The sequence below is a fragment of the Qipengyuania sp. NPDC077563 genome (assembly GCF_044901345.1).
Taxonomy (GTDB): domain Bacteria; phylum Pseudomonadota; class Alphaproteobacteria; order Sphingomonadales; family Sphingomonadaceae; genus Qipengyuania; species Qipengyuania aestuarii.
Genome location: NZ_JBJDPC010000002.1, coordinates 1 through 24,157 on the forward strand (window position 1 = coordinate 1; position 24,157 = coordinate 24,157).

Here is a 24,157-nt window from a genome sequence, read left to right on the forward strand (position 1 = left end):
TCCAAAGACAACGGTACCGCGGGGTGGAGCAGTCCGGTAGCTCGTCAGGCTCATAACCTGAAGGTCGTTGGTTCAAATCCAACCCCCGCAACCAATAACCAACGGCTCAGACTATCCCTAGATGACGACCGCAGTCGATGTTGGGTCCCACGGACGAAAGTTTCCGGTAGCCTTCTCTAGCGCGCGCTCCTGCAAAAGCGACTAACTCAGCAAGATCGGGAACGACAACCCAGGGTGCGATGCGATATCAAAGCTTCCTGTAGGAGGCCTTGGTATGCGGCATAATCAAAGAATGCTTTACGCTGAGCGGATCGAGCGGGCGGTTGAGCACATAGAATACAGCGTATCCCGAGGCGTTGCGCCTACGTTGGAAGAGCTGGCTGCCGCAGCGGCGATGTCGCCTTACCATTTTCACCGGATCTACCGGATCATGACGGGGGAGGCGCCAGGTGAAACTGTCCGGCGCATTCGCCTCGCACGCTCCGTTTCGGCCCTCGCCGAACGGCGGCCCGTTGGCGACGCAGCAGTGAACAGCGGTTACGCCACATCCCAGGCCTTCGCTCGAGCATTCAAGGCGGTGTCCGGCAGTTGCGCGTCGGAAGTCAGAGATCAGCCAGCTCTTCTCGATGCTATCTTGACTGACTTGCGCAAGCCACGGCGCAGGGCGGGAGGGGCTTCCAGCGCGCTCGATATCGAGGTCATTTCCCTCGAGCCCCTTCGCGTTCTGGCGATCCGCAACGTTGGCGATTACGCCGAACTGAACGCAGGATACGAGCGGCTGTTCGGCCTCGTCCTTGAGCAAGTCGAGGAGTGCGAGCTGCAAGGCATCTATGGCATTCCCCTTGATGACCCGCGCTTTACGCCCGCTTCGAAATGCCGGTTCGATTGCGCGCTGGCTGCCGGCGAGGCCGGTCGATCTGCCGGTGGCCTGGACGACCGGCAAATCGCTGGAGGCGATTACGTTCGGCTGCGGCGCGTGGGGAACTACGACGATCTTCATGAGGCTATCGATTTGGCTTATGCGTACGCCGTAGATGTGCTTGACCGCGCGGTCGCAAATCAGCCGCTTATCCTGCACTATCTCGATGATCCCGAGGAGATCGAGGATGAGCAGCAGTTGCGCGCCGATATTCTCCTCCCTCTCGCGACGGGAGCCTGACCCTTGATAGCCACCTTATTCGCGCCTGTGCTGATTTTGTCAGTCGCAATGCCAGCTGTCGGCCATCCAGAGATACATCGGGCCCCTCAGCAAACGGACCCCCGGGCGGAGATTGCCGATCTGCAATGGCTCGAAGGGGCATGGGAAGGGGAGGGAATCAACGGAGCCCTCGCAACCGAAGTCTACTCCGCTCCGGCAGGCGGGCAAATGGTTGGCCATTTTCGCCAACTTGATACTGACGGGTCCGTACTTTTTTACGAACTCATCACCATCTCTCAGGTCGGCGATACAATCGAGTACCGGCTGAAGCATTTCGACGCAGATCTCACGGGCTGGGAAACGCAGAAGCAGGTGCGCCGCTTCCCTCTTCTTTCCAAGAACCAGGACAGCTGGCATTTCGATGGCTTGATCATCAAGCGCGAGGCGGAGGACCGTATGAGCATTACTGTTCGCGTGAGACAGGATGACGGATCGAACGAAAGGCTGCTATTCCGTTACCGCCGATTGCGCTGAGCGGACTCGCTTTCGAGGTTGCGTGCGAGTTCCAGATAAGGGACCGGATCCACATAGCGGTGTCCTTCGAACGTGGTGGCGAAATGGCGCAGCCAAGGCGTGTGTCCTGCGCCATAAACCACAAGGATCCGATCTCCCGGTTTGGCGTTCCGCATCAGTTTTGCGTAAATCGCCACATTTCTGGCGTACCATCTCGCATTCAGATGAGCTCCAGCGAGGTCTTCGCCCGTGATTATGGGCAACATGGCATCGTAATAAGCCTGACCGCCGGCGAAATCAGTGGCGTTGATCTCCAGCAAGAGATCGGCGATCGAACGGGTCCTCTGGCTTTCGCCGAAGCGTGCAACCGCACCCCCGACTTCCTCGTTCAATTCGTCCAGAATTGCCGTTTGGCCCGATTTTGCAGCTGCCGAGCGCACTTTGTCGATCGGGAAGTAATCTTCCTCTCCGGCAGCCGATTGCACATCGATCCCTAAAACATGCGCCAGCCCGAGCCTGTCTGCTATACGGTAACCTATCTGCACGATTTCATTCGGATCTTGTTGCAGCATCTCGGGAGAAAATCGTTCGTATTCGGCGACGCGATAGTCCGGCCCCGGTGCGACAGTCTCGACCATGATCTGCGTCGGCGTGAAAGCCGCCAGAGCACGCGCTACGGTGTCCAGCTCTGCTTGTCTGGTGGGGGTGAGGACGGAATCTACCTCGACATTGTGCTCGTCCAACCCGGGATTGGAGAAGTGGTAGACACCCAGGATCATTACCTGAATGTCGTTGTTGTCAGTCTGGGCATGCACGCTGCCGGAAGACAAGCCAAATAGAGAGAGTGCCACCGAATAAAAGATACGCTTCATACAGGCTCCATTCGGTGCAGAATATTATGCTGTCTCCAAGAATATAATTCTGCGGACACTAATCAAGCGTCATCGCTCGTCGTCCTTAAAATAACTACGCGTATTTCACACCTTCCGGCGACCCAAGATCAGCGCTTCGACTACGGCCGGGTCGGCCAGGGTCGAAGTATCGCCTAGCGAACCGTAATCGTCTTCAGCGATCTTGCGCAAAATGCGGCGCATGATCTTCCCGCTGCGTGTCTTGGGCAGGCTCGGGGTGAAATGAAGATGGTCGGGCGTAGCGATTGGTCCGATCTCCTTTCGCACCACCTGGCGAAGGTCGTCGCTCAGTTCTTCGGACGGCTCTTCCCCTGCAACCAGCGTCACATAGCAGTAGATGCCCTGACCCTTGATATCATGAGGAAAGCCCACGACCGCCGCCTCGCTGACCAGCGGATGCAGCACGAGTGCACTTTCGACCTCGGCAGTGCCCATGCGATGACCTGAAACATTGATCACATCGTCCACACGGCCCGTGATCCAGTAATAGCCATCCTCATCGCGGCGACAGCCGTCACCGGTGAAATACTTACGCGGATAGGTGCTGAAATATGTCTGGATGAAGCGATCATGATCGCCGTAAACGGTGCGAGCCTGGCCGGGCCAGCTGCGCGAGATGCACAGATTGCCCTGTGCTGCTCCATCGAGGACCTTGCCATCATTGTCGACCAGCTGGGGGCGCACGCCGAAGAATGGCTTGCCCGCGCTCCCCGGCTTCATGTCATGGGCTCCGGGCAAGGTTGTTATCATGATCCCGCCTGTTTCGGTCTGCCACCACGTATCGACGATCGGCGCCTCGCTGCCGCCGACATGGTCATGGTACCAGCGCCATGCTTCGGGATTTATAGGTTCTCCGACGGTGCCGAGGATCCGCAGCGATGACAGGTCGTGTTTCGCGACATATTCGGCCCCCTCGCGCATGAGGGCACGAATAGCCGTGGGGGCGGTGTAGAAGATGTTGACCTTGTGCTTTGCGCACACCGCCCAGAAGCGATCATTGTCGGGATAATTCGGCACGCCTTCGAACATCAACGCGCTCGCACCGTTCAGGAGCGGCCCGTAAACGATATAGCTATGACCCGTAATCCATCCGATATCGGCCGTGCACCAATAGATTTCGCCCGGACGATAATCGAAGACATAGCGAAAGGTGGTTTCGGTCCAGACGGCGTACCCGCCAGTCGTGTGCACCACACCTTTGGGGCTTCCGGTCGATCCTGACGTGTAGAGAATGAACAGCGGATCTTCCGCGGCCAAGGGCTCGCAGGGACAGGTGGCTTCGACGTCGGCTGACAATTCGTGATACCAGTAATCCCGTCCTTCGGTCATCGAAACACTCGTCCCGGTGTGACGCACCACCAGCACGGCCTTGGCCGGTGATTTGGTAAGTGCTTCGTCTACATTTGCCTTGAGCGGCACGTTTTTCGAGCCGCGGAGTCCTTCATCAGCGGTCACGACGTAATCGCTTCGGCAATCCTCGATCCGCCCCGCAATGGCATCAGGAGAGAAGCCGCCGAAGATGACGGAGTGAACCGCCCCGATGCGCGCGCAGGCCAGCATGGCGAAGGCGCCTTCCGGGACCATGGGCATGTAAATCGTCACCCGGTCGCCCTTTTCGACGCCCATCTTTTTCAGCGCGTTGGCCATGCGGATCACTTCTTCCTGAAGCTCTGCATAGGTAATGTGGCGGCCTTCGCCTTCGGGATCGTCGGGCTCGAAGATCAGCGCAAGCCGGTCCCCATGGCCAGCTGCAACGTGGCGATCGACAGCATTGTGGCAGATGTTTAGCTTGCCATCCTCGAACCATTTGATGTCGACCGGATCATAGCTCCAGCCAGCGATCTTCGTTGGCTTTTGCAGCCATTCCAGGCGTTCTGCCTGCTCGGCCCAGAACTCGTCACTGTGTTCGATACTGCGGGTGTACAGGCGCTCGTAATCGTCTGCATTGCAGGAGGTCTCGGCAGAGGCGGTTTGCGGCCGGCGCACCCAGCGGTTGGTGGTTACGGTATCGCTCATTTATCTCTCTCCTCCACGATAGCTGGCCGTTGTAGCGCTTCGATCTCGGCGGCAAAAGCCGCTCAATTCAAAGGTCCGGCAGATCCTGATCGGCAAAGCCCCAGCCCTTGAGCGATTTCGACTGTGCGCGGTCCAAGAGTGTCTGGGCTTCGTCGATTGAGAAGGGATGGGCAGTCTGCATCTGCTCAAGCTCGTTCCACGCCAGCGGCACGGCGACCGGTGCGCCGGACCGCGCGCGGGCGGAATAGGGCACGACGGCGGTCGACCCGCGCTGGTTGCGCAGCCAGTCGATGAAGATCTTTCCCTTGCGCTTGGCCTTGCTCATGGTGGCGGTAAATCTGTCGGGCTCCGCAAGGCTTAGCGCCTCGGCGAAGCGCCGCGAAAAATCCTTGTGCTGCGGCCAGCTGTGGCCCCGGTTCAGCGGGACGATGACGTGGACTCCCTTGCCGCCGGAGAGCATGGCGAAACTAGTGAGGCCGAGGTCCGCCAGACGGCCGCGAATATGCTGCGCGGCGCTCTTAACAGCGGCAAAGTCCAGCCCTTCGTCGGGGTCGAGATCGAAGATCATCCGGTCGGGTTTTTCGACGGCATTCGAGCGCGACGCCCAGCCGTGGAATTCGATCGTGCCCATCTGCACGCATTGCAGGATGCCGCGGGTGTCATCGACGAAAAGATAGTCTTCGTGCCCGCCGTCCTTCTCCGCGATCGCGACCGGATGGACCGCATCTCCTAGACCGCCGCTGTCATGTTTCTGGAAAAAGCACTTCTTCGCTCGGCCTTGCGGGCAGCGCACCAAGCTGATGGGACGATTGGCGACGGAAGGCAGCATGACCGGGGCGATCGCGGCGTAATAGTCGGCCAGTTCCCCCTTGGTCTGTCCGCTTTCCGGGAAAACCACGCGATCGCGGCTCGAGATTGCGACATCGCCGGCACCCCGTGCGAGAGGCTCCGGTGCCTCGGGCGTGACCGAAGCCGCCTTCTTGTCGTCACGCAGGCCGAGGAAGCTGCCGTGGCGCACGTTTCCATCCGCCGTGAATTCCGAAAACGCGATTTCCGCGACCAGCTTGGGCGTCACCCAGGTCACACCCCGCGCGCTTGCCCTGTCTGTTTCGACCGGAGGCGTCTTGCGTTCGAGCCGGCGTAATTTCTTCGCCAGCTCATCGAGATCGTCGCTGGAAAAGCCGGTGCCCACATTGCCCTTGTAAATAAGCTCGTCGCCCTCGTGCTGCGCCAGCAGGAGCGATGCGAAGGGTCGTCCTCGGGCCGAGGATTCCTTCCAGCCCACGATGACGAACTCCTGCCGCCGCGTGCATTTGACCTTCACCCATGATTTGCTCCGGCGGGACGAATAGCGGCCGTCAACCCTTTTCGAAATGATACCTTCCTGACCGGCATCGCACATGGCGCGATAGAGCTTCTCGCCGGCGCCAAGGATATGCTCCGCGACATGGATCGGGGGCTCCGCCGCCTCCAGCAATGCCTCCAGTCGCTCCTTGCGTTCGATATTGGGAAGGGCGGCGAGGTCTTCGCCCTCCAATTCGACGAGATCGAAGGCATGGAAGGCCAGAGCATCGCCGTGCCCCTGCGATCCCTTGCCGCGTTTGAGCACCTTCTGGAGCGTCGAGAAATCGGGATTGCCCTTCGCGTCGCTAGCCACGATTTCGCCGTCGATCAGACAAGGGGGCAGGCCGAGCGCTGCGATCGCGTCGACCAGCGGGCCGAACTTGTCGGTCCAGTCCTTCCCGTTACGCGTGTAGATGGCCACGGAATCGCCTTTGGCGGCGACAAGCGCGCGATAGCCATCGAACTTTATCTCATGCATCCAGCCATTACCGGCAGGCACGTCGTCGACGAGCGTTGCGAGCTGAGGCTTGCGGTATTTGGGACGCCGCGCGCTGCCTTTGGCGCCGGTCGTGGCTTTCGATGTGCGCGGCTTCCCAGATTTTCCCATCTGCGCGAGAAAAGCCTTGTCCTCTTCTCCCGCCGCGGGGCCTTCGCCATCCCTATCCGCCGCGATCTCGGCCATTGATCGGCCGGTTGAAACGCTCGTCAGCTCGCGGTGAACCAGCGTATCGCCTTCTCCTGCATATTCGTCCTGCAATTTGCGCAAGAGCCAGTTCTCGCGTTTCTCTTTCGGCTTCGGTTTCAATCGGATCAGCAACCACTCGCCCTTCATGCGCTCGCCTTCGAGCACGAAATGAAGATGGCCTTTATCGAGGTCGCTGGCGCTCTTGCCCTTGATCGGTGACCACGTGCCCCGGTCCCAAAGCATCACCGTGCCGCCGCCATATTCCTGGTTCGGAATGACGCCTTCGAAATCCGCGTAGGACAAGGGATGATCTTCGGTGCGCACCGCCAGGCGTTTGATATCCGGATCGGGCGAGGGGCCCTTAGTCACCGCCCAGCTTTTAAGCACCCCGTCCACCTCCAGCCTGAGATCCCAATGGAGCCTGGTGGCGTCGTGCTTCTGGACGATGAACAGATTGCCGCCCGAACTGCTCTGCTTTTTGCCCGCCGGTTCGGGCGTCTGCGCAAAATCGCGCTTGGTGTTGTAAACGGCGAGGGGATCGGTGCGCACCGCCACCGGGTCAGGCCGACTTCTTACGCTTGGCCGCCTTTTTGGGCTTTTCCTCGCCAACCGATTTCTTGAGCGCAGCCATCAGGTCGATCACATTACCCCCGCCGGTTTCCGGCTCGTCGACATCCTCGACGATGGCCTTTTTGCTTTTCGACTTCGCTTTCTTGTCGATCAGCTTCCTGAGCGCATCGGCATAGCGATCCTCGAACTCGCCTGCATCGAACGGAGCAGTTTTCTGCTCGATCAGCGTATTGGCGAGATCCAGCAGTTCCTTTTTGGGTTTGGTTTCCTCGATATCATCGAAAAAGGACTGTCCGGCGCGAACCTCATCGGCATAACGGAGCGTCTCGAGCAGAAGGCCCTTTCCGCAAGGCTTGATCGCGACAAGCTTTTCACTCCCCCGTACCGACAATTGCCCTAGCGCGACCTTTTTCGCCTTGCGCAGGGCTTCGCGCAGCACGACGAAAGCCTCTTCCGCCAGCTCATCCTGCGGAGCGACGTAATAGGGCTTTTCGAAGTAAAGGGGGTCGATCTCGCAGGCATCGACGAACTGGACCAGTTCCAGCGTCCGCTTGCTTTCTATTTTGACCGCTTCGATCTCTTCGTCTTCGAGAAGGACATAATTGCCCTTCGAGACTTCGTAACCGCGAATAATGTCGTCGCGATCGACCGGGCCAACGCCCTCGACCACTTTTTCATAGGAAATGCGTTTGCCGCTCGGCTCGTGGATCTGGTTGAACCGGATTTTCGCCCCGGACTTGGTTGCGGAGTATATTTCGACCGGAATCGAAACCAGCGCCAGCCTGATCTGTCCCTGCCAATATGCGCGTGCCGCCATGAACCATCCCTTCGGATAGGTAGCGTTCCGGCGCGCAATTGGTTTCCTGCAGCCTCCCGGGATCGCCTTATGTGGAAAGCGCCAGTTGGTAGAGCTTAATGGGTGAGCCGGTTGCGCATCCGGTATCGGCCATTTTCGAATTGCTCGAAATATTGGTGCACATCCGGGTGCGAAACGGGGCCGGCCAGCGAATCGCCAATCAGGTTCTGCTGGCTGACATAGGCGACGTAATCGCTTTCGTCGCTTTCCGCGAGCAGGTGGTAGAAGGGCTGATCGCGGTCGGGCCGGATCTCTTCCGGGATGGCCTGATACCATTCCTCGCTATTGGCGAAGACCGGATCGATATCGAAGATTACGCCGCGAAAATCGAACGCCTTGTGACGGACGACGTCACCGATCGCGAAGCGTGTGCGTAGACGGCTCGGCGCGTCCAGAGTGCGGCCTGCCTGTGCGGAGAAAAACGAAGATCTTTCCATGAGTTTGCAGAATATGGTCCCGGACGCGCTCAAGACAAGGCCTTGGCCGGGCTCGTCCCCCGAATTCGTAAGACAAAGGGCTTGGCAAGGCGATGGGACGGGGTTAAGGGGCGCGCTCGCTTCGACCCGGGTCGCATGACCCCGAAAGCGCACCCGATTTGCGGAGAGGTGGCAGAGTGGTCGAATGCGCCGCACTCGAAATGCGGTATACGGGCAACCGTATCGAGGGTTCGAATCCCTCCCTCTCCGCCATCAATCCTCTGAAATCACGCGCATTTAACCTATGGCATCGACCGCCCTCCAGCGCTGCGCATGCTTGGTAAGACGGCGTCTGAACCATGCCGCTGCTGCTCCCGATGTCGCAAATGACGGTGGCGGCCCAAGATGTGCCCAGCCAATGGCCGGTATGCTTTTGGCGCAAGCCTTCTCGGGGTAACTCGTTTCAGTTTTCAATCGTCGGGCGATTTGCGGGCGATGAGTGCGAGCAGCGCGAAGCTGGCAAGCCAGTGTTCTCCGGCGTAGTCGCCCGCTATGTGTTCGCTTCCACTGGCCAGGTGTAGATTGCCGCGTTGCATGACCTGCTCTCTCACGGGGTGCGGGCCCAGCGCTTCCGCTATGGAGTAGAGGCACCATGACCGGCTGAGGTTGAGCCCGTCGAGATGGGCGATTTTGCCGTCGCTGCGATCGCTGACGGTAGCGGGCCAACATTCATTCCCGAGCCAGCCATTGTTTATCACGAGCGCCTCGAGCCAAGGTGCGAACTGGCTGTTTGGCATCACCCGGCTCATCAGAAGTGCAGCGCTCAGAACAGGCGACAGGAATTCATCGCCACCAGGCTCCCAGCCTGCGTAGTCCTTTTTCGCAGCAAAGGCGGCGAGCGACCATTCGTCGATTGTCGCCAGCAATTTGGGATCGTGCGTCTCGGCCCACTGGCGGGCAAGGACCAGTGCGAAAGCCGTATTGAAATGCGTTCCGACAGTGATCGGATAGGTAAGGATCCGCAGATAATCACCCAGCCGCTCGGCAAAAGCGCGGGCGAGCGGTTCCAGCCTCCTGGCCCAGTCGGCATCTTCATGCCGCTCCGCTTCCTCGTGGAGATAGAGCAGCCAGGCCCAGCCATAGGGCCGCTCGAACCCACGGGACTCCGGCCTTTCCAGATAAGCGAGCTCGGCGGAGAGCTTGGCGTCGGTGAACGTCGCGTCTGCAAGCGCCGCTATATCGCGTGCTTCCGGGGTGTTGGAATAAAGCCGCTTCACCGTCAGCAGCGTCCACCACCCATGGACGCAGCTATGCCAATCGAAGCTGCCGAAGAATACCGGATGCAGTTTGCGGGGAGGGAGCACATCGGCATCGCTCACCATCACATGATCGAGCTTGTGCGGATATTCCTTCCCGACATGTCCAAGCGCGATTCTGGCGAAGGTCCGGGCGTTATCTTCGGTCAGTTCCATAGCAAGAAGCCCGCGATATAAATGATTGCGATATTGCAGATGAGGAGCGGAACAGCCGTCCCGACCTGCTGACGGATCACGGCGTTCTGGTCTTTCAGTTCCAGCAGTGCGGCTGGCACGATGTTGAAATTGGCGGCCATGGGGGTCAGCAAAGTACCGCAGAAACCGGCCAGCATTCCCACCGCGCCGATTACAGCGGGATTGCCATCATAGGTCTCGATCAACAGTGGGATTCCAATCGCCGCCGCCATCACGGGAAAGGCCGCGAAGGCATTGCCCATGATTATGGTGAAAAGCGCCATGCCCAAGGCGAAGACTATGACGGTTAGAAGCACGTTTCCTTCCGGAATGACCTGGCCCGCCACACCGCCGATAATCTCGCCGACGCCAGCGAGCGCGAATACCGCGCCCAATGCCGCAAGCATTTGCGGGAGTATTGCTGCCCAACCAATGGAATCGAGCAGGCGGCGTCCTTCCTCGGCAGGCGCCATCAGCGGCGGCCGCAGCCACAGGATGGCAACGATCAGCGCCACGATCACGCCCACCCCGAAGAGGATCAGCGTTTCTCGCCGTGGTTCGAAAAGGCCCGTCTCGCTCAGAGGGGTGTAATTGTAGAGAAGCGTGCCCGCCACGGCCGTCAGCGGGACGATCAGCGCGGGTATGAAGAGCCTGTTGCCAAGCCGTTCGGCATATTCGGAGCGCCGCTCAACATTTGTTGTTTCAGGATCGCTCCGCCTGAGGCCTCCGATTCCTGCAATTCCGACCAAGGCAAGGACAAGCACTCCATTGGCGAAATCGCTGAGATGGCTGCCGAAGAAGAAGCTGGCCGACAAGAGGCCCCAGAAAGCGGCATTACCGTACTTCAGGTCGCGCAGGCTGAGTAGCGACCAGATCGCGAAGAATGCTCCTGCCAGAATGTAGAGCCATTCGTAGGTGATCATGCCCGGCCCCTTCCAAGCTTGCGATCGAGTGCGCGGATTCGCCAGGAATGAATGATGAAAGCGCAAATCGCGGTCGGGATCGCCCAGACCGACAGCTGCAGCGGGGTCAGCGGATAACCATAGCTCTCGAAGACTCCCTGGATCAGCAAGATCGAGGCGATGGCGAAGAATATGTCCTCGCCGAAGAACAGGCCGACATTGTCTGTGGCGGCGGACATCGCAAGCACCTTCTCGCGGTCTTCATCGGCCAGAGTGCCGTGCGACTTTTCCGCCGCAGCTTCGGCCATCGGGGCAACAAGCGGGCGCACAGCCTGCGGGTGCCCGCCGATATCCTTCATCCCCAGGGCCGCCGTCAATTGGCGGAACAGGAGGTAAATGGTCAGTAGCTTGCCCATGGTCGCTCCGCGCACGCTTTCGATCACGCCGCGCGCACGTTGCTGCAGCCCGTAGCGCTCGAGCAGGCCGATCACCGGCAGGATGATCCAGGTGACGGAGATATAGCGATTGTCATTGAAGGCCTGTCCGAGCGCCTCGATCACTGCGACGAGGTCGAGCCCCGCCAGGAGCCCGGTCGCCAGGGCGGCGACTACCACGACCAGCAGCGGGTTGAACCGCAGCGCGAAGCCAATGACGACCAGCGCGATGCCCAGCAGGGGCCAGTAGTTCATTCCTATTCCTCTCCGAAACCGCCGCCGCCGGGCGTCAGGATCACGAACGTGTCACCCGGCTCCATGTCCCGGTGGCCGGTGGCGCCGAGGTCCTCCCGGCTGCCGTCTTTGCGTTCGACCCAGTTCCTGCCCGGCTGCGCATCGCCACCGCAGCTGATCCCGCGCGGCGGAATTTCGCGGCGGTTGGCCAGCATGTTGGCGCGCATCGGTTCGAGGAAGGTCAGGCGCCGCTCTACCCCGTCACCACCGCAATGGTGTCCTGAGCCGCCCGAACCGCGTCTGATCGCGAATGCCTCCAGCCGCACGGGCAGGCGGGTTTCGAGTATCTCCGGATCCGTCAGGCGGCTGTTGGTCATATGCGTCTGGACCGCGCTGGTCCCGTCGTGGTCCGGGCCCGCGCCTGACCCGCCGCAGATCGTTTCGTAATACTGGTGATCTTCATTGCCGAAGGTGAAGTTGTTCATCGTCCCCTGACTGGGCGCGAGGCGACCGGTCGCAGCGAACAGCGTGTCGGTGACGACCTGACTGGTCTCGACATTGCCGGCAACCACGGCCGCCCCCGGAAGGGGATTGAGCATGGACCCTTCCGGCACGACCAGCTCGACAGGGCGCAGGCAACCGTCATTCATCGGGATCTGGTCGTCGATCAGGGTGCGCAGGACATAAAGAGCGGCGGCGCGGGTGATCGAGCGCGGCGCGTTGAAATTGTCGCCAAGCTGATCGCTCGTGCCGGTGAAATCGAACACCGCGGACCGGGATTCGGGGTCGATCCGGATGGCGACCTTCACGATCGCGCCATTGTCCATTTCATAGGCAAATGATCCATCTTCTAGTTGGTCGAGCAGGCGGCGTACGCTTTCCTCTGCATTGGCCAGGACATGGGACATATAGGCCGCCACAACCTCCGGCCCCTGATCCCGTGCAGCGCCCTGCAAAAGTTCGGCGCCCCGGGTGCAGGCCGCCAGCTGGGCGCGCAGGTCCGAGAGATTGCGCGCCGGATTACGCGCCGGATATCTGGCATCCGTCAGCGCGGTCAGCACGGCATCTTCGCGGAAGGTCCCTTCATCCACCATAAGGAGGTTGTCGATCATGACGCCCTCTTCCTCGATGGTCCTGCTTTCGGGCGGCATGGAGCCGGGGGCTATCCCGCCGATATCGGCATGATGGCCCCGCGCGGCGACGAAGGCCTGCGGCTCTGCGCTGCTCTCGTCATGAAAAACGGGCACGATCACCGTGATGTCGGGCAGGTGGGTGCCACCGCGATAGGGATCGTTGAGCACATAGGCATCGCCGCGCCTGAAACCGCGCCCGTCGCGTGCCTGCCCGCGCCGTTCGATCACGCGGGCGATGCTGTCCCCCATGCTTCCAAGATGCACGGGAATGTGGGGCGCATTGGCGATGAGGCTGCCCTCGGCATCGAACAGCGCACAGGAAAAGTCGAGCCTTTCCTTGATGTTGACCGAAGTGGCGGTGGACTGGAGCACGACGCCCATCTCCTCCGCGATCGCCATGAACAGATTGTTGAAAATCTCCAGCCTTACCGGATCGACTTCGGTGCCTACGGCGCTGTCCCGTTCAAGCGCCTCCGCCCGGGTTAGCACCAGTGTGCCTTCTGCGGCGAGGCGCGCGGTCCAGCCTTGCTCGACCACGGTGGTGGAGCCCGGATCGACGATCAGCGCAGGGCCGGGGACATCCTGGTCTTGAGCCATGCTCGCGCGCGTCATGGTGACCCAACTGCCGGTCGCATCGCCGGCAGTAGGAACGGGCGTCGCCGTTGCTTCCGCAAGGCCGCCGGAGACACCGCTTGCTTCCACGCTGAGCGCTTCCAGCATGATCGGTGCATTGGCATCGGAATAGCCGAAGCGCTGCCGGTGTAGCAGGCGAAAGGCCGCGTCCATTTCGGCCATATCGGCAATGTCGATGGTCAGCATGGAATCGCTGCCCTGGAACCGCAGTCGGGCACGGCTGACGAGATTGATGGCGTCGCTACCGATCCCTTGCGCGGTCAGCGCTTCCTTCGCTTCCGCTTCCAGCGCGGCGAGCGCGTCGCTGAAATCATCGGCCAGCGGTTTGACGAGGCTGACTTCCCGGATTGCCTTTATCGGGGCGAGGCCGATCCCGAATGCCGACAGGATGCCTGCCAGGGGATGGACCAGCACGGTCTCGATGCCCAGTTCATCGGCCACCTTGCATGCATGCTGGCCGCCCGCTCCGCCGAAACAGGCGAGCGCATAGGTCGTCACGTCGTGCCCGCGGGCGACGCTGATCTTGCGGATTGCATTGGCCATGTTGTCAACCGCGATGGCGAGGAAGCCTTCTGCAATATCTTCAAGCGGCTTGGGCTCGGGGAGGGCAGCCGCGACTTCCTCCAGCCGTCCGCGGGCACCAGCGGGGTCCAGCGGCTCGTCTCCGTCAGGCCCGAAAACGGCAGGAAAGAATGCAGGATCGATGCGCCCGAGAAAGAGGTTGCAGTCGGTCACTGTCAGCGGCCCGCCCTTGCGGTAGCAGGCCGGTCCGGGATCGGCACCGGCGCTTTCCGGTCCGACGCGGAAGCGCGCGCCGTCGAAGCTGCAGATCGAGCCGCCGCCCGCCGCCACCGTGTGGATCTGCATCATCGGTGCCGCCACGCGAACGCCGGCCACCACGCTGTCGCCGGTGAGTTCGTATTCCCCGGCATGATGGGCGACGTCGGTGCTGGTCCCGCCCATATCGAAACCGATCAGTTTGGAATGGCCGAGCGGCTGGGCCGCAGCGACCATGCCGACCACACCTCCTGCAGGGCCGGACAGGATGGCGTCCTTGCCGCGGAACGCACCCACTTCGGCAAGCCCGCCGTTCGACTGCATGAAGCGCAGCCGGTCCGCATCGGGCAGGGCGGCACGCAGATTGTCGGTGTAGCGATCGAGAACGGGTGAAAGATAGGCATCGACGACCGTCGTGTCCCCTCGCGGGATGAGTTTGATGAGCGGCGCAACCTCGTGGCTGACGCTGATCTGGGAAAAACCGGCTTCGCGCGCCAGGCCGGCGAGCCTTTCTTCGTGGTCGCGATGTTTCCAGCCGTGCATCAAAACTATGGCGAGTGCGTCGTAGCCCGTTTCTCGCAGCTTTTGGAAGTCGGCGCGCGCGGCGCTCTCGTCGAGCGGCACGAGCACGTCGCCGTCGACCCCGACCCGTTCGGTGATTTCGACTACTGCCGACGGCAATTGCTCGGGCAGCACGATGTGGCGGGCGAAGATGTCGGGCCGCGCCTGGCTACCGATCCTCAACGCATCGCCAAACCCTCTGGTGATCGCAAGAGCCAGCCGTTCTCCCTTGCGTTCGAGCAGCGCGTTCGTGGCCACCGTCGTGCCGATACGCAGTTCGGCGATGGGGCCTTCGCCATGCTCGGCCATCAGGCGCCGCACAGCCTCGCTTGCTGCGTCGGTGTAGTGGCCGGGACTTTCACTGAGAAGCTTGTCGGTAACAAGCCGGCCATCGGGCGTGGTGGCCACGACATCCGTAAATGTTCCCCCGCGATCGATAGCGAATTTCCATGCGGGTGCCTGACCGGTGCGTTTCATCGCTTGGACATTGCACGCAGGCAAAAGGAATTCAAATGCTTCGGGCCGTGGTCTCGGATGACGTGCAAATGGCACGCGGCGGAGCAAACGGATATTGCAATAGGGCTGCTCGCCGACTGCGGTCTTGCCGAATGGCAGCCTTTCAGGCTAGCGAACGCTCATCCGCAGCAGGACTGGGGGTCAAAGCAGGCTCGAGCTGCGGGACTGGCTTGCAATTGCCTGCGCAACTTCGTCCGAAAGCTGGACCAGCCTCGTCTTCCCGTTGAGGCTGTCGAAGCCCACGAATATCTCCCGCTGCCCCGGCATGACAGACAGTTTCCCGGACAAAGCGCAATCGCCCAGTGCATTGGCTTCGATTACAATGTCCACTGTTGCACGGCCCTTGGGCGGTAGCAGGACCCTCGTGAAGCCAGACAGGCGCCGCGGGCTTTCCCTCTCCATCTCTGACGGGGTCCGCACATAGAGTTGAACCAATTGTTCCGCCTCAGTTTCGCTGCGGTTTGAAACCTCGACACTCACCGCGATACGCGCCCCGGAAATCTGAACCTTCACATCCTGCAAATCGAATTGCGCATAGGAAAGGCCATGGCCGAACGGGAGCCCCCCTTGCGTTTCGGTAGCAGGAAGCGGAATTGGCAACCGTCCGACTGGAAAGGCTTCTCCAGTCAGCAGTTCGGCAATCGCGTGGCCGCTCATCGTGCCGAGCTGCCCGGCGTGCAATACGCACGGCAATGGGACTCCATCGATGAGGGGATCGATCGGAACCGGGCCGATCGTCACAAGCACGAGCCGGGGATTTGCAGTCAGCAGGTGCCTCAGCAATGCCTCGCTCGCTTCGCCCAGCGTTTGCTCACCGGCGAGCGACGGTATGAAAATGACCGTCGATGCGCGGCGAGCGGCATCGCAAGCCATCGATATCGCCATGGTGTCTGCAGCGATGAGGGCGTCGGGCCGTTCTTCGGAACCGCGCAGCGCCAGACCCGACACGAAGCGATGCGGCACGCCAAGCCGTTCGAAACCGTCGATCACGCTCGTCGCTATGCCCTCTCCGGCGACGGGGATTTTGCGATCCTGTGCCGCGCTTCCCACCACAAGGATGCCGCCCGGTTCCATGTCGAGCGGGAGCAGCCCAGCGCTGTTACGCAGGAGTATGGGGCAGCGTTTCGCGCATTCCAGGGCGGTCTCGCAATTGAGTGTCGGCGTCGCGCTGCTTCCATTGGTGCCGCTCGGCCGCGGTGCATGGATCACGCTGAGCAATCCGAGCCTGAATTTCGCCCGCAGCAGGCGGCGGGCTGCTTCATCGAGTCCCCGTTGCGGGAGATTGTTACTTTCGATCGCAGCATAGAGCATATCGAAACTGATGGTGTTCCAGCGAGCGGCGCTGTTGCCATGCGAGATAGTCCGGCTGAGAGCGTCTCCCAGCGGGAGGATCAGGCCATCATAGGCGCCAGGCCTCCGAAGAAATTCCACCAGGGGAGCGTAGTCGTCTCGCGCGAGCGTATCCTCGCCATCGAAAGCTAAAGCGCCTACGCGCGCTTTTGAAAAGATTGCCGTGACGAGCCGCATCAGATCCTTGGCATCGCCGTCCGAGCCCAGCGAATGCCGGGACAGTTCGAGGCAGGCAAGGAGAGATGCGTCCCCCCTCCGGTCGGGCGATTGAAGCCCGGCGATGCGGGCGATGGCGATTTCGGCAGCCAGGTACACATCCGAACCGCTGCTCGATCCAGGCTCCTCGTGCCCGGCTGCAAGTTCGATCGTGGGGCCGAGCGACCAATTGATCCCGTAGCTCCTGGCTTCGGATGCCTTCACCTTCTCCGCATTCTCGATCGCTTCCAGATCCCAGCTCGCAGCCATGGTGAGGGGCGCGGGAAAGTCCGTATCGAGCCCGTGGTCGGTGCTTCCCGGAAAAAAGAGCGGAATGCCGAGGCGGCTTTCGTTCTGGGCCAGATCCTGGAGACGGCTCGCAGTGTCGAAATCCGAGATTCCGGTCACGGTGCCGACGCGGCCCTTGGTTATCTCGTATTCGAGTGCCTGGATCGCCGAGCGGTCATCGGCGGGCGGCATGGGCTGGACGACCAGCTGCCCCGCCTTCTCTCGCGGGGTCATCAATGCGAGCAGGTCGGCGACCACGCGTTCGCATTCGACTTCAGTGCTTCGCCACGTCACGCTCCACTCTCCCGGGGCCGGTTCGAACCTGTCGGTGGACGCGAGCGCCGGGTGCGTCATGCCCCCAAACCCGCTCCTACCTCGTTTCATTCTTGTTTTTGTTGATGTCCTGCACGCATCGGCGCCCGATCAGACGCACCATGCGGCCGGAAAAATGAAAATCAAGTAAGCAAATTCTTTTTTAGAGCGACCTAATGGCGGAGGCCGATTTAAATCGGCCAATTTACAGATATAAAAATATCTTTATATGTGCGCTGCGATGCGTACCGAAACGATCTTTCGTGCTCTGGCCGACCCCACGCGTTTGCGAATAATGCGCCTGCTCGGGTCGATGGAGCTTGCGGTTGGCGAAGTCGCGCAGGTGCTGGGGCAAAGTCAGCCTCGCGCCTCGCGTCATGTCGGTATCCTGTGCGATGCCGGCCTGGCAGAGCGCCGCCGTGAGGGGAGCTGGATTTTCCTGCGCGCCGCCAGCGATTCGCGCGGCGATCCGGCGATCCGGTCGGAATTGGCGCGATTGCTCGCGCTGCTGGAAAGCAACGACAGCGCGTTTGGCGAGCAATGCGAGGCGGATCGCCAGAAGCTCGCCGACATTCGCGACGCCCGTCAGGCCGAGGCGCAGGAGTATTTCGCCGAGCACGCGCATGACTGGGACGAGGTCCGCCGCCTTCATTCGTCGGACGAGCAGATCGAACAGGCGCTAGCTAAGGCCTTGGGAGACATCTCGCTCGGACGGGTTCTCGATATCGGAACCGGAACCGGCCGAATGGCGGAACTGTTCGCCGAAAAGGCGGACCATATCGTGGCGCTGGACAAGAGCCTCGCCATGCTTCGGGTGGCCCGCGCCAAGCTGCAGCATCTGCCGACCGAGCGCGTGGAGCTGGTCCAGGGCGACTTCACCAGTCTGCCTTTCGCGGCGGCGCGGTTCGATACGGTCCTCTTCCACCAGGTCCTCCATTTCGCGGACAGCCCAGCGGCCGCGCTCGCCGAAGCCGCGCGCGTGACCCGCAGCGGCGGCCGCATCGCCATCGTCGATTTCGCCGCTCACCAGCGCGAGGAGCTGCGCGAAAAATACGCCCACGCCAGGCTCGGCTTCGCCGACGCCCATATGAATGACCTTCTTGAAGAATCGGACTTCGAACCCCGTCCTCCTGTCTCTCTCGATGATGGGGAGATCGGGATCAAGATCTGGGTCGCCGAGCGCCGGCCGCACGCTGAAAGGATGACGGGATGAGTCCCACACTGGATCAGATGCGCGAGGCACAGCGCGCGCTTGAAACCCCGCTTTTCTCCGGCTTGGCCGGAGACATCGAGGTCAGCTTCGAATTCTTCCCTCCCAAGACGGAAAAGATGGGCGAGACGCTTTGGCAGAGCGTCAAGACGCTCGAGCCGCTCGACCCACGTTTCATCTCGGTAACCTATGGCGCAGGCGGATCCACGCGAGAACGGACCCACGAAGCGGTCCGCCGTATCGTGAGCGAAACGAAAGTCCCGGCGGCGGCACACCTTACCTGCGTAAGGGCAACGCGCGAGGAAGTGGACCAAGTGGCCCGCGAGTATTGGAATGAGGGTGTGCGCCACATCGTCGCACTGCGCGGAGACGCGCCTGATGGCGCGGAGGGCTATTCACCCCATCCGAATGGCTACGAGAACGCCGCCGATCTCATCGCTGGCCTCAAGCGCATCGCCGATTTCGAAATCTCGGTGGCTGCCTATCCCGAGGTTCATCCCGACTCGACAGATCGCCAGGCAGATCTCGACAATCTCAAGCGCAAGTTCGACGCCGGAGCGACCCGCGCCATCACTCAGTTCTTCTTCGAACCGGAGTGCTTCTTCGATTTCAGGGACAAGGCGGCCTCGGCGGGGATCGAGGGCGAAATCGTACCGGGTATCATGCCGGTCCTGAGCTTTGCCGCCGTGCAACGCATGAGCGGATTGTGCGGGACAGCAATTCCCGAATGGATGGAAGGCCTCTTCGACGGCCTCGACGATCGGCCCGAAGCGCGCCAACTGGTTAGCGCAACTATTGCCGCGGAGATGTGCCGGCGGCTTTATGCTGGCGGAGTGCGGCAATTCCACTTCTACACGCTGAACCGCGCCGAGCTGAGCTACGCTATCTGCCATATGCTCGGTGTGCGCCCGCAAGGGGAAAAGGCATGACGTCGGTTCGCGAAGTCTTCCTTCAGGAGTCCTCCAAGCGCATCCTGATCGTAGACGGTGCATTCGGCACTGAAATCCAGAACTGGAAGCTGTCCGAAGAAGACTACGCCGGGTCCCTAGGTCTCGCGAAGGATCAGAAAGGCAATAACGACATTTTGGCTCTGACCAAGCCGGAAGTGCCTGAGTCTATCCACCGCGCTTATTTCGCTGCAGGAGCGGATATTGCCGAGACGAATACCTTCTCGGCGAACCGCATCAGTCAGGCGGACTATGCCGCCGAACATCTTGTCCGCGAGATCAATATCGAAAGCGCCGGCCTTGCGCGTCGGATTGCGGACGAATTTGTCGCGAAAGACGGCCGGCCAAGGTTTGTCGCCGGGGCGATTGGTCCCACGAATAAAACACTGTCACTTTCGCCCGACGTCAGCGACCCCGGATTCCGTGAGGTTGATTGGGATGAATTGGTGGATGTCTACCGCGAGCAGGCCGAGGCGCTGGTCGAGGGTGGGGCCGACTTCATTCTGATCGAAACCATTTTCGATACGCTGAATGCCAAGGCTGGTGTCATGGCAGTCCGGCAGGTGGAGCGTGACCTTGGCCGCGAGGTGCCAATCATGCTGTCGATGACGCTGACCGATCTATCGGGGCGCAACCTTTCCGGCCACACTGTCGAGGCGTTCTGGCATGCCGTCCGCCACGCGCGGCCGCTTACAGTCGGTCTGAATTGCTCTTTCGGCGCGACGCAGCTGCGCCCCCACGTGCGCACGCTGAGCGCGATCGCTGATTGCCCGATCATGGTCTATCCCAATGCCGGCCTTCCCAACGAACTCGGCGAATACGACGAAATGCCGCTGGAAACCGCCGCCTTCGTGCATGAATGGGCCGATCAAGGCCAGGTGAATGTACTGGGCGGGTGTTGCGGCTCGACGCCGGCTCATATTGCGGCGATTGCGGATGCTGTTGCAGAACTCCCGCCACGGCAAATTCCGTCGCCTCCCATCGTAACCCGTCTCGCCGGTCTCGAGCCGTTCGAGATGGCCGTCTGATTTGCTGGAACGACTTCGTGTCTGATGTTTCTTCTTCCCGCTTCGTCAACATTGGCGAACGCACCAATGTTACCGGATCTGCGCGCTTCAAGAAGCTGATCATGGCTGGAGACTATCCTGCTGCGGTCGAAGTAGCGCGACAACAGGTCGAAAACGGCGCTCAGGTGGTCGATGTCAACATGGACGAAGGCCTGCTGGATGCGGTCGAAGCCATGACGACCTTTCTCAAGCTGATTGCCGCAGAGCCAGATATCGCCCGTGTCCCCATCATGATTGACAGCTCGAAATGGGAAGTCATCGAAGCGGGCTTAAAATGTGTTAGCGGCAAGCCGATCGTCAATTCCATCAGCATGAAGGAAGGGGAGCAGCAATTCCTCCACCACTCGCGCAAATGCATGGATTACGGCGCTGCGGCGGTCGTCATGGCCTTCGACGAGAAGGGCCAGGCCGATACCAAGGAACGTAAGGTCGAAATTTGCAAGCGGGCTTATGATCTGCTGGTGGCCGATGGCTTCCCTCCTGAGGACATCATTTTCGATCCCAATATCTTCGCGGTAGCGACCGGAATAGAAGAGCATAATCGCTATGGCCTGGATTTTATCGAGGCGGTCGCCGAATTGCGCGAGCTGTGCCCGCACGCGCATTATTCGGGGGGGCTGTCGAACCTGTCGTTCAGTTTCCGTGGCAACGAGCCCGTGCGCCGGGCGATGCATTCCGTTTTCCTATATCACGCGATTCCGGTCGGGCTCGACATGGCTATCGTCAACGCCGGCCAGCTGGACGTTTACGACCAGATTGATCCCGACCTTCGCGAGGCCTGCGAGGATGTGATCCTCAACCGCCCCGCCCGCACCGAAGGCGAAAGCCCAACCGAGCGTTTGATCGCCTTGGCGGAAACCTATCGCGGCACCCATGTCCGGGCCGAAAAGGAAGCCGCTGAATGGCGCGGCTGGGATGTCATCAAACGTCTCGAACATGCGTTGGTGAAAGGTATCGATGCGCATATCGTCGATGACACCGAAGAGGCGCGGCAAACCATTTTCGAGCGAGGCGGCCGTCCGATCGAGGTTATCGAGGGCCCGCTGATGGACGGGATGAATGTGGTCGGCGACTTGTTCGGGTCAGGGAAGATGTTCCTGCCACAGGTGGTGAAATCCGCTCGCGTCATGAAAAAAGCCGTCGCGCATCTCATCCCCTTCATCGAAGCAGAAAAAGAAGAGGGGGCGAAGGCCAAGGGCAAGATCATCATGGCGACGGTCAAGGGCGATGTGCATGATATCGGCAAGAACATCGTTGGCGTCGTGCTTCAGTGCAACGGGTACGAGGTAATCGATCTCGGGGTCATGGTTCCGTGGTCGACCATTCTCGAAGCGGCGAATGAGAATGATGCCGACATGATCGGACTTTCGGGACTAATCACGCCTTCTCTGGATGAGATGGTGACCGTGGCCGAGGAGATGAGCCGCGCCCAGATGACCATGCCGCTCCTGATCGGCGGCGCGACGACGAGCAAGGTTCATACCGCCTTGCGCATCGATCCCGTTTATGGTGGCCCGGTAATCCATGTCCTGGACGCCAGTCGGGCTGTCGGAGTGGCGAGCAAGCTGCTCTCCGATACTCAGCGCGATAGCTATGTCGACGAAGTCGCCAACGATTACGAAAACGTGCGCGAGAAGCGGGCGGGCCGAGGCCAGAGCAAGCTGCTTCCGTTGGGGGATGCGCGCGCCAATGGCGCGAAAATCGATTTCAGTGAAAAGCCTGCCGATCCGGTTAAGCCGGGGCTGCACGTCTTTGATGACTGGTCACTAGCCGAATTGCGGGAATATATCGATTGGACGCCCTTTTTCCGCGCTTGGGAATTGCATGGGAATTTCCCGGCAATCCTTGACGACGAAATAGTCGGCGAAAGCGCACGCAGCCTCTGGGAGGATGCCCAGGCTATGCTGGACCAGATTATCGACAAGAAATGGCTCACCGCCCGGGGCGTTGCCGGCCTCTGGCCGTGCTACCGCGACGGTGACGATATTTTGGTCCACCATCGTCACGTCCAGGATCGCGTCAGCAAGGATGGCGGGCATTTCCCCGACGCGCCTATACCCGATCTCGACCGGACCAACGAGGAAAGCACTCGGTTGCCGATGTTGAGGCAGCAGGTTCACAAAAGCCGGGATCGGGCCAATTTCTGTCTGACGGATTTCATCGATCCATCGGGCGACTGGATCGGCGGATTCGCGGTAGGAATTCATGGTATCGATGAGCCCTCGGCGCGCTTCAAAGCCGCCAATGACGACTATTCGGACATCATGCTGAAAGCTTTGGCAGACCGCTTCGCCGAAGCTTTTGCCGAACGGTTGCATCAGCACGTCAGGATGGATCTGTGGGGTTACGCGCCGGACGAACAGTTCACCAACGAAGCGCTCATCAAGGAAGAGTATCGGGGTATCCGTCCGGCCCCCGGATATCCCGCATGCCCGGACCACAGCCTCAAACCCCTCCTGTTCGAGATGCTCAATGCTGAGGAGCACACAGGTCTGGTTCTGACCGAGAGCTTCGCCATGTTGCCTACCGCGGCGGTAAGCGGGTTTTATTTCGGTCATCCGGACAGTTCCTATTTCGGGGTCGCGACTGTCGGGCGAGATCAGCTTGAAGATTATGCGCTTCGCCGCGGTGTCGATATGGCGACAGCCGAACGATGGCTGCGCCCGAACCTCGATTGAACGCTTGGCCGGCAGGGCGCTTAGTCCTGGTTGGTGGGAGCGTCCTTCTCCTCGCCTATGCTGCGCTTTGGATGACCGTGAGCTACAATTCCGAGCTTCTGTCCACGCTCTGGTTTCTGCCCGGCATCGGGGTGATCGGGGCAATCATCGCCAATACATCGGGTACCGGGGGTGGGGTTGTCTTCGTTCCCGTTTTCAACGCGCTCCGGGAGCTTGGCGAGCTTGATCTGCAGCCGCTGCAGATCGTCGGCATATCGATGTGCATACAGAGTTTCGGCATGACCATGGGCGCTTTGCGATGGACCGACCGGCTGTATCATCAGCCGCTCCCGGATGAACTGCACGCCAAGGTGCGGGTCCGCGATTTCTTTGCTGTATGCCTGGCAGTACTGGCGCTTTCGCTCCCGGCCATGCTCGTTACTCAACGATGGGCCCAGCTCGACCAGCATGCTGTTCTTACCGCCTACAAGCTTTTCTCGATCCTTCTCGGCTTGGCTCTCATCGCCTCGACCTGGACCTTCAATTTCAAACGCGGCGAGAAAGACCGGCTTGAGCGAGCTGATCTTGCAGTAGTCCTCTTGCTCGCCATTCCGGGGGGAATCCTTACTGCGCTGTTCTCGGTCGGTATCGGCGAACTCGTCGCTCTTTACCTTTTCATCCGCCATTATCCCGTGCTCCTGTGCACGGGCGCGGCATGCGTGATCTCTGCCGTCAGCGTCATCGCCGGATCACTGTGGCACGTTCAGGCCGGATCGGTTCCATGGGAGGTGGTGTTGCTCGCAGTACCCGGGGCCATACTCGGAGGCTTCCTGGCTCGCCCAATCGCCCTGTGGCTGGGCGCTCGCCGCCTGAAAACATTGGATGGCGGCTGGATCGTCGCCTCGGCGCTCTATTTGCTGTGGCTGAACGCGAATTGAGCCAATTGGCCAATTGACCACGCGCACAGTATCGCGCAGGGCGTATCTGTCGGCTTCAGGAGCG

Annotated in this window: 16 protein-coding genes, 2 tRNA genes and 1 pseudogene; 9 read left to right on the plus strand and 10 right to left on the minus strand. The window is 60.7% G+C overall.

The window, feature by feature from the left end; translation table 11 throughout:
- Positions 1 to 17 precede the first annotated feature (17 nt).
- The 3 genes from ACI2I1_RS05860 to ACI2I1_RS05870 all read left to right on the plus strand — a co-directional run bounded on the left by ACI2I1_RS05860 (position 18) and on the right by ACI2I1_RS05870 (position 1,672).
- Positions 18 to 94 (plus strand) — tRNA-Met (locus ACI2I1_RS05860).
- Positions 95 to 367: 273 nt separating this feature from the next.
- Positions 368 to 1,159, plus strand: a complete 792-nt coding sequence (locus ACI2I1_RS05865) for a GyrI-like domain-containing protein (RefSeq protein ID WP_404678349.1) — start codon at positions 368 to 370, stop codon at positions 1,157 to 1,159.
- A 48-nt stretch (positions 1,160 to 1,207) separates the two neighbouring features.
- Positions 1,208 to 1,672: a DUF6265 family protein gene (locus ACI2I1_RS05870; protein WP_404678350.1), complete on the plus strand. Its 465-nt coding sequence runs from the start codon at positions 1,208 to 1,210 to the stop codon at positions 1,670 to 1,672.
- Here the strand turns inward: ACI2I1_RS05870 and ACI2I1_RS05875 are convergent.
- The 5 genes from ACI2I1_RS05875 to hspQ form a co-directional block, all read right to left on the minus strand.
- Positions 1,654 to 2,523, minus strand: a complete 870-nt coding sequence (locus ACI2I1_RS05875) for a DUF5694 domain-containing protein (protein WP_404678351.1) — start codon at positions 2,521 to 2,523, stop codon at positions 1,654 to 1,656. The genes ACI2I1_RS05870 and ACI2I1_RS05875 overlap by 19 nt on opposite strands.
- A 105-nt stretch (positions 2,524 to 2,628) precedes the next feature.
- Positions 2,629 to 4,578 carry an acetate--CoA ligase gene (gene acs, locus ACI2I1_RS05880; RefSeq protein WP_404678352.1) on the minus strand — a complete coding sequence of 650 codons (1,950 nt, stop codon included), beginning with the start codon at positions 4,576 to 4,578 and terminating at the stop codon, positions 2,629 to 2,631.
- A gap of 67 nt (positions 4,579 to 4,645) precedes the next feature.
- Positions 4,646 to 7,162, minus strand: a complete 2,517-nt coding sequence (gene ligD / locus ACI2I1_RS05885) for a DNA ligase D (protein ID WP_404678353.1) — start codon at positions 7,160 to 7,162, stop codon at positions 4,646 to 4,648.
- A gap of 4 nt (positions 7,163 to 7,166) precedes the next feature.
- Entirely contained in the window at positions 7,167 to 7,994 is an 828-nt protein-coding gene (locus ACI2I1_RS05890) for a Ku protein (RefSeq protein ID WP_404678354.1), read from the minus strand.
- A 95-nt stretch (positions 7,995 to 8,089) separates the two neighbouring features.
- A complete protein-coding gene (hspQ, locus tag ACI2I1_RS05895; protein WP_221542382.1) occupies positions 8,090 to 8,470 on the minus strand; it encodes a heat shock protein HspQ in 381 nt (126 codons plus the stop codon).
- A 162-nt stretch (positions 8,471 to 8,632) separates the two neighbouring features.
- On the opposite strand from hspQ, the gene ACI2I1_RS05900 reads away from it, so the two are divergent.
- Positions 8,633 to 8,722, plus strand: a tRNA-Ser gene (locus tag ACI2I1_RS05900).
- Between the two features lie 197 nt (positions 8,723 to 8,919).
- On the opposite strand, the gene ACI2I1_RS05905 is transcribed toward ACI2I1_RS05900, so the two are convergent.
- From ACI2I1_RS05905 to ACI2I1_RS05925, 5 genes are all read right to left on the minus strand, one after another.
- Positions 8,920 to 9,921, minus strand: coding sequence for a DUF2891 domain-containing protein (locus ACI2I1_RS05905; protein ID WP_404678355.1), 1,002 nt, complete (start codon positions 9,919 to 9,921; stop codon positions 8,920 to 8,922).
- Positions 9,912 to 10,862, minus strand: coding sequence for a DUF979 domain-containing protein (locus tag ACI2I1_RS05910; protein WP_404678356.1), 951 nt, complete (start codon positions 10,860 to 10,862; stop codon positions 9,912 to 9,914). The genes ACI2I1_RS05905 and ACI2I1_RS05910 overlap by 10 nt, the downstream gene beginning before the upstream one ends.
- Positions 10,859 to 11,530 (minus strand): DUF969 domain-containing protein, encoded by a 672-nt coding sequence (locus ACI2I1_RS05915; protein WP_404678357.1) that lies wholly within the window; start codon positions 11,528 to 11,530, stop codon positions 10,859 to 10,861. Before ACI2I1_RS05915 ends, ACI2I1_RS05910 begins: the two co-directional genes overlap by 4 nt.
- A 2-nt stretch (positions 11,531 to 11,532) precedes the next feature.
- Complete coding sequence (locus ACI2I1_RS05920; RefSeq protein ID WP_404678358.1) at positions 11,533 to 15,090, minus strand: hydantoinase B/oxoprolinase family protein; 3,558 nt, start codon at positions 15,088 to 15,090, stop codon at positions 11,533 to 11,535.
- Positions 15,091 to 15,270: 180 nt separating this feature from the next.
- Positions 15,271 to 17,316 (minus strand): glycoside hydrolase family 3 C-terminal domain-containing protein, encoded by a 2,046-nt coding sequence (locus ACI2I1_RS05925; RefSeq protein ID WP_404678359.1) that lies wholly within the window; start codon positions 17,314 to 17,316, stop codon positions 15,271 to 15,273.
- A 199-nt stretch (positions 17,317 to 17,515) separates the two neighbouring features.
- On the opposite strand from ACI2I1_RS05925, the gene ACI2I1_RS05930 reads away from it, so the two are divergent.
- The 5 genes and pseudogenes from ACI2I1_RS05930 to ACI2I1_RS05950 all read left to right on the plus strand — a co-directional run bounded on the left by ACI2I1_RS05930 (position 17,516) and on the right by ACI2I1_RS05950 (position 24,093).
- Positions 17,516 to 18,487 (plus strand): ArsR/SmtB family transcription factor, encoded by a 972-nt coding sequence (locus ACI2I1_RS05930; protein ID WP_404678360.1) that lies wholly within the window; start codon positions 17,516 to 17,518, stop codon positions 18,485 to 18,487.
- A complete protein-coding gene (gene metF, locus ACI2I1_RS05935; RefSeq protein WP_404678361.1) occupies positions 18,484 to 19,413 on the plus strand; it encodes a methylenetetrahydrofolate reductase in 930 nt (309 codons plus the stop codon). Before ACI2I1_RS05930 ends, metF begins: the two co-directional genes overlap by 4 nt.
- Complete coding sequence (locus tag ACI2I1_RS05940; protein ID WP_404678362.1) at positions 19,410 to 20,459, plus strand: homocysteine S-methyltransferase family protein; 1,050 nt, start codon at positions 19,410 to 19,412, stop codon at positions 20,457 to 20,459. The genes metF and ACI2I1_RS05940 overlap by 4 nt, the downstream gene beginning before the upstream one ends.
- Positions 20,426 to 23,068, plus strand: a pseudogene (gene metH, locus ACI2I1_RS05945) (methionine synthase); the annotation flags it as partial. The gene ACI2I1_RS05940 and the pseudogene metH, both read left to right, overlap by 34 nt.
- 185 nt (positions 23,069 to 23,253) lie before the next feature.
- Positions 23,254 to 24,093, plus strand: coding sequence for a sulfite exporter TauE/SafE family protein (locus ACI2I1_RS05950; RefSeq protein ID WP_404678363.1), 840 nt, complete (start codon positions 23,254 to 23,256; stop codon positions 24,091 to 24,093).
- Positions 24,094 to 24,157: the final 64 nt, after the last annotated feature.

What these genes read in the sequence shown, in the direction of transcription:
- ACI2I1_RS05875 (WP_404678351.1), bottom strand. Translation starts at nt 2,523, where the DNA reads ATGAAGCGTATCTTTTATTCGGTGGCACTCTCTCTATTTGGCTTGTCT.
- hspQ (WP_221542382.1), bottom strand. Translation starts at nt 8,470, where the DNA reads ATGGAAAGATCTTCGTTTTTCTCCGCACAGGCAGGCCGCACTCTGGAC.
- ACI2I1_RS05910 (WP_404678356.1), bottom strand. Translation starts at nt 10,862, where the DNA reads ATGATCACCTACGAATGGCTCTACATTCTGGCAGGAGCATTCTTCGCG.
- metF (WP_404678361.1), top strand. Translation starts at nt 18,484, where the DNA reads ATGAGTCCCACACTGGATCAGATGCGCGAGGCACAGCGCGCGCTTGAA.
- ACI2I1_RS05890 (WP_404678354.1), bottom strand. Translation starts at nt 7,994, where the DNA reads ATGGCGGCACGCGCATATTGGCAGGGACAGATCAGGCTGGCGCTGGTT.
- ACI2I1_RS05920 (WP_404678358.1), bottom strand. Translation starts at nt 15,090, where the DNA reads ATGAAACGCACCGGTCAGGCACCCGCATGGAAATTCGCTATCGATCGC.
- ACI2I1_RS05870 (WP_404678350.1), top strand. Translation starts at nt 1,208, where the DNA reads ATGCCAGCTGTCGGCCATCCAGAGATACATCGGGCCCCTCAGCAAACG.
- ACI2I1_RS05905 (WP_404678355.1), bottom strand. Translation starts at nt 9,921, where the DNA reads ATGGAACTGACCGAAGATAACGCCCGGACCTTCGCCAGAATCGCGCTT.
- ACI2I1_RS05930 (WP_404678360.1), top strand. Translation starts at nt 17,516, where the DNA reads ATGCGTACCGAAACGATCTTTCGTGCTCTGGCCGACCCCACGCGTTTG.
- ACI2I1_RS05940 (WP_404678362.1), top strand. Translation starts at nt 19,410, where the DNA reads ATGACGTCGGTTCGCGAAGTCTTCCTTCAGGAGTCCTCCAAGCGCATC.
- acs (WP_404678352.1), bottom strand. Translation starts at nt 4,578, where the DNA reads ATGAGCGATACCGTAACCACCAACCGCTGGGTGCGCCGGCCGCAAACC.
- ACI2I1_RS05925 (WP_404678359.1), bottom strand. Translation starts at nt 17,316, where the DNA reads ATGACGCACCCGGCGCTCGCGTCCACCGACAGGTTCGAACCGGCCCCG.
- ACI2I1_RS05915 (WP_404678357.1), bottom strand. Translation starts at nt 11,530, where the DNA reads ATGAACTACTGGCCCCTGCTGGGCATCGCGCTGGTCGTCATTGGCTTC.